Below are 9,943 nucleotides of genomic sequence, written 5' to 3'. Positions count from 1 at the left end.
TCGCTTCGCTCGCAATGACGACCGAGACGCCTCAGACTTTCTTCACCTCGACCTCGAGGAACACGATTTCCTTGTCGGTCTCGTTGAGCACGTCATGCTCGACGCCGGCCTTGCGGAAATAGGACTTGCCGGTGGTGATCGGCGCCTGCGAGCGGGTTCCGTCCGGCGCGACGATGGTCATCACGCTGGTGGTGATCGGCACGATCACATAGTCCATGCCATGGGTGTGGTGTCCGGTCGCTGCCCCCGGTGCGAGCCGCCATTCGGTGACGCGAACTTCGGGGGTGTCCTGCTGGACGTCTGATTGGGCAGCGAGCATCGTTGGTCGTCCTTCGATCGTTACGGCACAAATACCGTCAAGAGAAATACCGCAAACACCAGCAGATGCACCATCCCGAACAGGATATTCGTCACACCCGTGCCGAATGTCAGCATGCTCAAAATGAATGTCATCACCAGCAACACCATCTCGCCGGGCGCAAGTCCCAGCACCAGCGGCTTGCCGAGGAGATAGGCTGCCAGCGCCACTGCCGGTATCGTGAGACTGATCGTGGCGAGTGCCGAGCCGAGCGAGAGATTGATGCTCTTCTGCAACTGGTTGTGGCGCGCTGCAGAGATCGCCGCAACACTCTCAGGTAGCAGCACCAGAAGTGCAACGACAATACCGGAGAATGCCGGAGGCGCGCCGATGGCCGCCGCACCAGCATCCACCACCACCGAAAATGATTTCGCCAGCAGCACCACCGCCACCAGCGACAACACCAGCAGCACGGCGCTGATCACGATGATACGCGGCGTCGCATGACTCTCGCCATCGTCTTCACCGGTAATAAAGTAATCACGGTGCAGCACCGTCTGCGTGTAGAGGAACAGGCCATACAGCATCAGCGTGACGGCGCTGACGAAGGCGAGTTGCAGTCCCGAAAACAACGGCCCGGGCGTGGTCAGCGTGTAATTCGGCATAATCAGCGTGATCGTGGAGAGCACGATCAGCACGCTGAGATAGACCTTCGATCCCGAGACCTGGAATTCCTGCTCGGCATAACGCAGCCCGCCGGCCAGGATGCAGAGCCCGACCAGACCGTTGCAGACGATCATCACCACGGCGAACACCGTGTCGCGCGCCAACGTCGGAACCGCCTTGTCGCCCAGCATGATGGTGGCGATGACGGCGACCTCGATGATGATCACCGACAGCGTCAGCAGCAGCGTGCCATAGGGCTCGCCGATCTTGTGCGCGATCACCTCGGCGTGATGGACCGCGGCGAACACCGTGCCGAACAGAATGACGAGCAACACGGCCGCGAATACCAGCCCGGACGCCGACGGCGTGAAGGACAGACCGAGCCCTGCGCTGACGGCGACAAACACCACGGCCAGCGCGGGGAACATCCAGGACGATTTCGGCACGCGCTGGGCTGGCATCAAACAGGTGTCCTGGAACTGGTTCTGGAAAGGGCAAATGGATTCGGCGCGAAGGCTTCCCCGACCAACGCTGCTCCGGTGCGATCGATAGCGCGGCTGCAACGGCCCGGCTCGTCAAGCCGCAAACAGGGCGTATAGTCGGGCATCACCCAAGGTGAGCTTGCAAGAAAACAGGAGAGGAAGCGAGATGTTTTCACACGTAATGATCGGCACCAACGATCTCGACGCCGCGAAGTCGTTCTACGACGGACTGCTCGGTACACTCGGCGTATCGCCCGGCGTGGTTGACCGGCACAGGGTCTTCTATCGCACCAAGACCGGCACCTTTTCGGTATCGAAGCCGATCGACGGCAATCCGGCAACGCCGGCCAATGGCGGCACGATCGGTTTTGCCGCCAATTCGGTGGAAGAGGCCGACGCCTGGCACGCGACCGGCATCGCCAATGGCGCCACGACCTGCGAGGAGCCACCCGGCATCCGTGATGGCAGCGCGAAATTGTACCTCGCTTACCTCAGGGATCCCGACGGCAACAAGCTCTGCGCGCTGTATCGCCTCCCGAAAGAGCCTGTCGCGTAAACTAGCGGCCAAAACAAAACGCCCGGCTGTGCAGCCGGGCGTTTTCGTGAAGTCCGTCGGCCGGCGGCCTACATCGCCTTGACGATGTTCTCGGTCATCTTCTTGGCGTCGCCGAGCAGCATCATGGTGTTGTCGCGGTAGAACAGCGGGTTGTCGATGCCGGCATAGCCGGACGCCAGCGAGCGCTTGATGAACATCACGGTGCCGGCCTTCCAGACCTGCAGCACCGGCATGCCATAGATCGGCGAGGTCTTGTCGTCCTCGGCAGCAGGGTTGGTCACGTCGTTGGCGCCGATCACGAAGGCGACATCGGCCTGGGCGAATTCCGAGTTGATGTCCTCAAGTTCGAACACCTCGTCGTAAGGCACGTTGGCTTCGGCCAGCAGCACGTTCATGTGGCCGGGCATGCGGCCCGCCACCGGATGAATCGCGTACTTCACCTCGACGCCCTCGGCCTTCAGCTTGTCGGCCAGTTCGCGCAGCGCGTGCTGCGCCTGGGCCACCGCCATGCCGTAGCCGGGCACGATGATGACCTTCTGCGCGTTCTTCATAATGAAGGCCGCGTCATCCGCCGAACCGAGCTTGACCGGGCGCACTTCGCCGCCAGCGCCCGCACCGGCCGCCGCGGTCTCGCCACCGAAACCGCCGAGGATCACCGAGATGAAGGAGCGGTTCATCGCGTGGCACATGATGTAGGACAGGATCGCACCGGACGAGCCGACCAGCGCGCCGGTGATGATCAGCGCCGAATTGCCCAGCGTGAAGCCGATGCCGGCCGCAGCCCAGCCGGAATAGGAGTTCAGCATCGAGATCACGACCGGCATGTCTGCGCCGCCGATCGGGATGATCAGCAGGGCACCGAGCGCCAACGCGATGATCACGATCAGCCAGAAGTCGAGCACGCTGCCGGTCTTGACCAGACCGACGATGAACACGACCAGCAGGATCGCCAGCACGATGTTGATGATATGGCGGAACGGCAGGATGATCGGCGAACCGCTCATGCGACCGGACAGTTTCGCGAACGCGATGACCGAGCCGGTGAAAGTCAGCGCGCCGATGGCGACGCCGAGCGACATTTCGACCAGGCTGGCGCCATGGATGTTGCCGGGGGTGCCGATGTCGAAGGCTTCCGGCGCATAGAACGCGCCGGCGGCGACCAGCACCGCGGCCATGCCGACCAGTGAGTGGAAGGCCGCGACCAGTTCGGGCATCGAGGTCATCGGCACGCGGCGGGCGATCACGGCACCAATGCCGCCGCCGATGCCGACACCGAGGATCACCAGCACCCAGCCGATGCCGTCCGCCGGTGGATGCGCCGCGAGCGTGGTGGCGACCGCAATGGCCATGCCGGCCATGCCCAGGAAATTGCCCTGTCGGCTGGAAGCGGGGCTGGACAGCCCGCGCAGCGACAGGATGAACAGGACGCCTGCAACGAGATACAGGACTGCAGCGAGATTGGCGTTCATCGGGCTGCCCTTACTTCTTTTTCTTCTGGTACATCGCCAGCATGCGCTGGGTGACCAGGAAGCCGCCAAAAATATTCACGGATGCAAAAATCAATGCGATGAAGCCGAAGCCCCGCGCCCAGATGCCGCCGCTGCCGACCAGCGTGACGCCGACCGCGAGCAGCGCACCGACCACGATCACCGAGGAGATCGCGTTGGTCACCGACATCAGCGGCGTATGCAATGCGGGGGTCACCGACCACACCACGAAATAGCCGACGAACACGGCAAGTACGAAGATGGAAAGCCGGAACACGAACGGATCGACGGCCTGTGCGATATGATCCATGGCGGCTTCCTCAGATGGCTTTGGGCTGGAAATTCGGATGGATGACGGCGCCGTCCCTGGTCAGGGCGGTGGCCTTGACCAGTTCGTCGTCCCAGTTCACCGCGAGCGCCTTGGTCGATTTGTCGACCAGCGTCTCGATGAAGGAGAACAGATTTCGCGCATACAGGCTCGAGGCCGAGGCGGGCACGCGGCCGGCGACGTTGGTGTAGCCAACGATCTTGACGCCACCCACGTTGGCCACTTCGCCGGGCTTGGCGCCCTCGATGTTGCCGCCGCGTTCGACCGCAAGATCGACCAGCACCGAACCGGGCTTCATCGACGCCACCATCTCGGCGGTGACCAGACGCGGCGCGGGCCGGCCAGGGATCAGCGCGGTGGTGATGATGATGTCCTGCTTCTTGATGTGCTCGGCGGTGAGCGCGGCCTGCTTGGCCTGGTACTCTTTCGACATTTCCTTGGCGTAGCCACCGGCGGTCTGCGCGTTCTTGAATTCCTCATCTTCCACGGCAAGGAATTTGGCACCGAGCGACTCGACTTGCTCCTTGGTCGCGGGTCGCACGTCGGTCGCCGTGACCACGGCGCCGAGTCGGCGCGCGGTGGCGATCGCCTGCAGGCCGGCGACGCCGACACCCATCACGAACACCTTCGCCGCAGGAATGGTGCCCGCTGCCGTCATCATCATCGGGAAGGCCCGGCCGAAGCTCTCGGCGGCCTCGATCACGGCGCGGTAGCCGGCAAGGTTGGCCTGCGACGACAGCACGTCCATCACCTGCGCGCGGGTGATACGCGGCATCAATTCCATCGCGAAGGCGGAAACGCCGGCATCGGCCATCGCCTTCAGCGCGGCATCGTTGCCATAGGGATCCATGATCGCGATCACCAGCGCGCCGCGCTTGTAGTTTGCAAGCTCCGAGGCCTCGGGGCGCTTCACCTTGATGACGATGTCGGCGTCCTGCATGGCATCGGCTTCGATGGTCGCGCCCATCGCGGTATAGTCCGAATCCAGCATGCCGGACTTCAAGCCGGCGCCCGGTTCGATGGCGACGTCGACGCCCAGCGCCTTGAACTTCTTCACCGTGTCGGGCGAGATCGCCACGCGCGGCTCAGAAGCATCGATTTCCTTGGCAACAGCAATTTTCATAGGGCCTCCGGCGGCGCAGGGCGCACGCGTGAGCAAATCAGGCGACGGCGCCGCCAGGCGGCGCTACCGGATGGATCAGGTCAGGAAAATGGCCATCAAGGCAACAATGGCGACGACGCCGATGGTGCCGTACTTCACCAGGGCGATGAACCCCTCATAGGTCTGCTCATGGGCGGGATAGTCGTTGCCGTCGGCAGTGGTGTAGGCAATTTCGCTATGATCTGACATCAACGTCTCCAGCCGGTATGCTTTTGTTGCCTTGGAATTAGCGCAATCGGTGCGGGAGAGCAACGGCGTAGGGAAATCCGCACCGCTTCCCATGCCGCAGCGCACCAAGCCGGCCGGTTTACACCCCCGTCCCCGGCACCGGAGCGAGCGGCTTTACGGGCAGGCCCAGTATTTCGCGCACCGCGCGGACCGTCGCCACGCTGTCATCCGCAAACTTGACGGAGACATGTTTCCTCCCACTGACCGCTACGACGACGTCATCGTTCCCCGACAAAAAGCCGTGGGTCATGTGAAAGCCGAGCGCACGATAGACTTCAAATTGCTCCTCGCTGAAGAACTGATCCCCCGTGGTCTCGTGCGGGAAGGATGCATAGCGCCGTGCGTAGTCGCGAACGTAATCGTTCTCGTCGCCGGTCAGCGAGGACTTGATATAGACGAGATAGCCGGTCTGGCCGCCGCCGTAATCGATGATGCCGATCGCCACATGGGGGCCGCCCGAGCCAACCGGCGCCGGCGTCGGCGGCTTGCCTTCATTGCTCTTCATCCAGGCCTGCGTCTGCGCCTGGATCGGCTCCCAAGGCAGATTGAGACGGACGCCGAGATCGATGCGAGCGTAGCGCTGCAGCGTCACCAGCGATGGAAAATGCATCGCGGAATCGGCTTCGGCATCCACCGCGATGATCAGCCGGCAGCGCCGCCGCAGCAATTCGTAAATGCCGAGATTTTCGATATGACCGCCATCGGTGAGATAGACGGCGTCGCTGTTCTCATAGAGCCGCCCGGACAGTTCCTGCCAAAGATACAGGCTGGAATTGCGCAACACGAAACGGCGCCTGCGCGGCGCCGCGAGCCTCTCCGCGAGCGGTTTGGGGTTGGTCAGCCAGTAACCAAGGCGGATATTGAGAAGCGCCAGGGTCGGCGTCAGCGGGCGGATCGTGTTCGCGCCCATATTCGAGGAAGCCGCCGCGCCGGAGATCGCCATCGCGGTAGCTAGGTCGAGTTCCGGCGCCTTGTGCTCCATCGCGGCCGTCGGCGCGTAACCGGTCGCTTCACTGCCGATCCAGTCGCGCGAGAAAGAGAAGAAATCCGCATTGCGGCCACGGCGGTTGGCGTAGTCGGATCCCTGAATGTTCAGCGCGGCGTTGATCAGGTGATAGGGCGCATGGACGTCGGAAAGCTTGCTGAGCTTCATCATATCCAGTTCGGCGAAATCGCGGCCCTGGTCGCGGCTGGCCTCGTTGAAGGCAGGCTTCACCCCCATCCGCTTTTTGGGATCCGGATCGAACAGGAAGGCTTTGCCAAGCCGGTCGCGATAAAGCTGGTGAAGCGAATTGCTGTTCGGCAGCAGGAATTGCGACCCCAGCGCCAGTGCGATGACGATCGCCCAGTACAGCAGTTGCAGGTCGCGCGGCGAGCCGGGCGTCGCCTTGGCTGCGTCCGGCGGTGACTGCATCAGCCAGTTGGGAACATGATCGTAGGTCTTGCGCTGCGTCCATCCTTCCGGAATTTTCTGCTGTTGATCGCAGACCGGCTGCAAAACAGCGGCCCGTGCGGCTTTCGCCGTATCCTTCAGCGCGCCGCTATAGGCGAGGCCGGGCGCGGTCACCGTGACATTGGCCGCCACCGCTGCCGGCGGCGCGATTCGATCGACTTTCGGCGGATAAAAGCAGTCGTTGGCGATGCCCCAGAAGCACAGATAGAGGTAAGCGATCCATAACAGCAGCGGCAGTGCCAGCCCGCCGACCCAAACCGCAGCCCTGGTCAGATAGGCCGCCGCCATTGTCGTGGCGCTGGAGCCGGCAGTGACGCTCTTGAGCAAGCCGCCAAGTTGGCGCTGAAAGAACGTCACGACAGCGGCAACCGGCGCGGCGACCGCCGCCAATGTCTTCACCCAGCTCGTGAACAGGCCAAGGATCAGGCCCTGTGAATCGCCGGCATCGCTGTTGGCAATCTGGAACATGCCCTCAATGACGAAGGGCTGGAATTCCGCGAAGGCGATGGCAACGAATCCAACAATCAGGAACGAGCCGATCGCATCCAGTATGCGCAACCGCCGGATCTTCTCCAGATATCGGCCGGTCCCCCAGAAATAATACAAAAGCAGCAGCAGCGCTGCGGCAACGAGGGTCATGCCGAAATTGGATTTCAGATGGGAGCTGAGATCCAGACCGACCAGGTCGGCGGCAGCGAGGCGGCTACGGAATGGATTGCAGAAGATGGTGAAACTGGCGAGCACCAGCAACACCGGCAGCACCAGCGCGAAATTCGCGACCAGCCCGCGGACGATGATCGCCGCGGCGCTCAGCCCGTCACGAAACCCATTCGGGATCAAATAATTCGAGTAGTTACGGATGTGGCCGACGGCCGGCGTGTCGGAAATATCGTTGGCTTGCGGCGCAACGGCCCCGACACCTGCGTGCGGTGTCGCTGCGGCATTGCCGAACGGAAAGACTCCGCTGCCCGCCATGGCGGCCGTCAACGAGCAACCGATGTAGCCGCCGCCCGACACGGTCGAGAGGTAGTCGATCCGCTTGAGGAGATCGCCGTCATTCAGGGCTTGCAATACGCCAAGGCCGATCGCCGCGGAGCGCACGCCTCCACCCGACAGCGCAAGCCCCGTCACGTCCAGCGTCTGACCGGGACCTGGATGCCCGATCGGAGGCGGCGTTTCGACGCCGGACCCTGCGCGGCGACGCGCGATCGCCGCCAGTTCGATCGCGAGCACGGCGGCGTGCTTGTCGGCCCATCGGGAGTTATCGTCGGTATCTAACGACTTCGCCTGTGCACCGTTCGCCGTGTTCACCATGGCGGCCTCCACGCGCTTTCGCGCAGGATACGCAACCCTCGGTTGACTTCAAGCCGAAATGCAGGATCATTTCAGCCCATCGCCTCCAGTTCGTCGATCATCCCGGAGATCACCGACAGGCCGCCGTCCCAGAATTTCGGGTCCTTGGCGTCGAGGCCAAACGGCATCAGAAGTTCGGAATAATGCTTGGTGCCGCCGGCCGCGAGCATCGCGAGGTAGCGCTCGGCAAAGCCCTCCTGGGCGTTCTCGTAGACCGCATAGAGCGAGTTAACCAGGCAGTCGCCGAACGCGTAGGCGTAGACGTAGAACGGCGAATGGATGAAGTGCGGGATATACATCCAGAAATTCTCATAGCCCGGCTTGATCTCGATCGCCGGCCCCAGGCTCTCCTGCTGCACGCTGAGCCAGATCTCGCCTATCCTCTGCGCGGTGAGTTCGCCATTGCGGCGCTCGGTGTGGATGGCCCTCTCGAAGGAATAGAACGCGACCTGCCGCACCACGGTGTTGATCATGTCCTCAACCTTGCCGGCCAGCAGCGCCTGGCGCTGCTTTGCATTTTTCGTCTGCGACAGCAGCCGCTTGAAGGTCAGCATCTCGCCGAACACGCTGGCGGTCTCGGCCAGCGTCAACGGCGTCGGCGCCATCAGCGCGCCGTTCTTCGCCGCCAGCACCTGATGCACACCGTGGCCGAGTTCGTGGGCCAGCGTCATCACGTCACGCGGCTTGCCCTGGTAGTTCATCAGCACATAGGGATGCGCCGAGGGCGTGGTCGGATGCGAGAACGCGCCCGGCGCCTTGCCGGGCCGCAGCGCGGCGTCGATCCAGCTATCCGTGAAGAAGCGTTTGGCGATCGCGGACATTTCCGGGGAGAAAGCCGTGTAAGCGGTCAGCACCATCTCCTGGGCCTCCGCCCACGGGATGCTGCCGGTGGCGGCGAAGGGCAGCGGTGCATTGCGGTCCCAATGCGCCAGCTTCTTCTTGCCGAACCATCGCGCCTTCAGCTGATAATAGCGATGCGACAGTTGCGGATAGGCCGCGCGCACGGAGCCCACCAGCGCATCGACGACTTCGCGCTCGACGCGGTTGGAGAGATGGCGGGAATCCGCGACATCCTCGAAGCCGCGCCAGCGGTCGGAGATTTCCTTGTCCTTGGCCAGCGTGTTGGTGATCAGCGCGAAGGTGCGCTCATTGGCCTTGAAGGTCTTTGCCAGCGCCTGGCCGGCGGCCTTGCGCTTCGCAGGCAGACGGTCCTGCAGCATGGTCAGCGTCGGCTCGATCGCCAGTTCCTTGCCACCGAGCTTGAAACGCAGGCCGGAAATGGTCTGGTCGAACAGCCGGTTGAAAGCGCCGTAGCCGGTCTGGGATTTTTCATGAAACAGCTGCTCGACGCGGTCCTCGAGCTGGTACGGCTTGTCCTTGCGGCTATCCTCGATCCACGGACGGTAATGGCCGAGTTCCGGCGTCTGCATCGCCTGCTCTATGGCGGCATCATCGACGCGGTTTAGTTCTAGGCCGAAGAACAGCAAATGGACCGACGCCGCAGTGAGGCGCTCGGAGACATCGCCGTAGAATTTCGAGATCGCGGGATCGACGCTGTCGCCGGCATGGATCAGCCCGGCAAAAGAAGCGAGCCGCCCGGCGAGATCGTCGATCGCCTCAAAGCGCTTCACCGCGCCGGCGAGCCAGGCGCCGCCGCCGGCCTTGGCGGTCTCCGTCGCCAGCCTGCCCTTGTAGTCGGCCTCAAACGACGCGCAGTCGGCATCGATCTTGTCGAGATCCCGAGCGATTTCAGGGGCGTCGATTGCCGAATACAGATCCGCCAGATTCCACTCCGGAAGCTTCGCCGGCTTCGACCTGGCAGCCGCCTTCGAGGATGTCTTCGCCGTCTTGCTGGAGGCCTTGGTCGCAACGGGCTTGCGGGCCGTTTTCGTCGTCCGGGCGGTCGCAGTTTTGGTCATGAGCACTTTCA

At 63.0% G+C, this 9,943-nt stretch carries 9 protein-coding genes; 1 reads left to right on the top strand and 8 read right to left on the bottom strand.

Features of this window, described 5'->3' with window-relative positions:
* Positions 1-31: 31 nt before the first annotated feature.
* Positions 32-319 carry a cupin domain-containing protein gene (locus tag JWQ24_RS02845; protein ID WP_265083564.1) on the bottom strand — a complete coding sequence of 96 codons (288 nt, stop codon included), beginning with the start codon at positions 317-319 and terminating at the stop codon, positions 32-34.
* Positions 320-339: 20 nt separating this feature from the next.
* A complete protein-coding gene (locus tag JWQ24_RS02840; RefSeq protein WP_299804106.1) occupies positions 340-1,392 on the bottom strand; it encodes an ionic transporter y4hA in 1,053 nt (350 codons plus the stop codon).
* A 220-nt stretch (positions 1,393-1,612) separates the two neighbouring features.
* Here JWQ24_RS02840 and JWQ24_RS02835 point away from each other — a divergent pair, with 220 nt between their 5' ends.
* On the top strand, positions 1,613-2,002 hold the full coding sequence (locus JWQ24_RS02835) for a VOC family protein (RefSeq protein WP_299804082.1): 390 nt from the start codon (positions 1,613-1,615) through the stop codon (positions 2,000-2,002).
* Between the two features lie 68 nt (positions 2,003-2,070).
* On the opposite strand, the gene JWQ24_RS02830 is transcribed toward JWQ24_RS02835, so the two are convergent.
* The 6 genes from JWQ24_RS02830 to JWQ24_RS02805 all read right to left on the bottom strand — a co-directional run bounded on the left by JWQ24_RS02830 (position 2,071) and on the right by JWQ24_RS02805 (position 9,932).
* Complete coding sequence (locus JWQ24_RS02830) at positions 2,071-3,471, bottom strand: NAD(P)(+) transhydrogenase (Re/Si-specific) subunit beta (protein ID WP_299804080.1); 1,401 nt, start codon at positions 3,469-3,471, stop codon at positions 2,071-2,073.
* A 10-nt stretch (positions 3,472-3,481) separates the two neighbouring features.
* On the bottom strand, positions 3,482-3,799 hold the full coding sequence (locus tag JWQ24_RS02825; RefSeq protein WP_299804075.1) for a proton-translocating transhydrogenase family protein: 318 nt from the start codon (positions 3,797-3,799) through the stop codon (positions 3,482-3,484).
* Positions 3,800-3,809: 10 nt separating this feature from the next.
* The gene (locus JWQ24_RS02820) at positions 3,810-4,940 is read right to left on the bottom strand and encodes a Re/Si-specific NAD(P)(+) transhydrogenase subunit alpha (protein ID WP_299804073.1); all 1,131 of its coding nucleotides are present in this window, start codon (positions 4,938-4,940) and stop codon (positions 3,810-3,812) included.
* Between the two features lie 75 nt (positions 4,941-5,015).
* Entirely contained in the window at positions 5,016-5,168 is a 153-nt protein-coding gene (locus JWQ24_RS02815; protein WP_299804071.1) for an aa3-type cytochrome c oxidase subunit IV, read from the bottom strand.
* Positions 5,169-5,286: 118 nt separating this feature from the next.
* Positions 5,287-7,974 (bottom strand): patatin-like phospholipase family protein, encoded by a 2,688-nt coding sequence (locus tag JWQ24_RS02810; protein ID WP_299804069.1) that lies wholly within the window; start codon positions 7,972-7,974, stop codon positions 5,287-5,289.
* A gap of 71 nt (positions 7,975-8,045) precedes the next feature.
* Complete coding sequence (locus JWQ24_RS02805; protein ID WP_299804066.1) at positions 8,046-9,932, bottom strand: M3 family oligoendopeptidase; 1,887 nt, start codon at positions 9,930-9,932, stop codon at positions 8,046-8,048.
* Positions 9,933-9,943 lie beyond the last annotated feature (11 nt).

The organism is Tardiphaga sp. (assembly GCF_028290495.1).
GTDB lineage: Bacteria > Pseudomonadota > Alphaproteobacteria > Rhizobiales > Xanthobacteraceae > Tardiphaga.
Note: the sequence above shows the minus strand (reverse complement) of the source record. Positions and strands in the feature narration are given on the sequence as shown.

What these genes read in the sequence shown, in the direction of transcription:
- JWQ24_RS02845 (WP_265083564.1), bottom strand. Translation starts at nt 319, where the DNA reads ATGCTCGCTGCCCAATCAGACGTCCAGCAGGACACCCCCGAAGTTCGC.
- JWQ24_RS02840 (WP_299804106.1), bottom strand. Translation starts at nt 1,392, where the DNA reads ATGTTCCCCGCGCTGGCCGTGGTGTTTGTCGCCGTCAGCGCAGGGCTC.
- JWQ24_RS02835 (WP_299804082.1), top strand. Translation starts at nt 1,613, where the DNA reads ATGTTTTCACACGTAATGATCGGCACCAACGATCTCGACGCCGCGAAG.
- JWQ24_RS02830 (WP_299804080.1), bottom strand. Translation starts at nt 3,471, where the DNA reads ATGAACGCCAATCTCGCTGCAGTCCTGTATCTCGTTGCAGGCGTCCTG.
- JWQ24_RS02825 (WP_299804075.1), bottom strand. Translation starts at nt 3,799, where the DNA reads ATGGATCATATCGCACAGGCCGTCGATCCGTTCGTGTTCCGGCTTTCC.
- JWQ24_RS02820 (WP_299804073.1), bottom strand. Translation starts at nt 4,940, where the DNA reads ATGAAAATTGCTGTTGCCAAGGAAATCGATGCTTCTGAGCCGCGCGTG.
- JWQ24_RS02815 (WP_299804071.1), bottom strand. Translation starts at nt 5,168, where the DNA reads ATGTCAGATCATAGCGAAATTGCCTACACCACTGCCGACGGCAACGAC.
- JWQ24_RS02810 (WP_299804069.1), bottom strand. Translation starts at nt 7,974, where the DNA reads ATGGTGAACACGGCGAACGGTGCACAGGCGAAGTCGTTAGATACCGAC.
- JWQ24_RS02805 (WP_299804066.1), bottom strand. Translation starts at nt 9,932, where the DNA reads ATGACCAAAACTGCGACCGCCCGGACGACGAAAACGGCCCGCAAGCCC.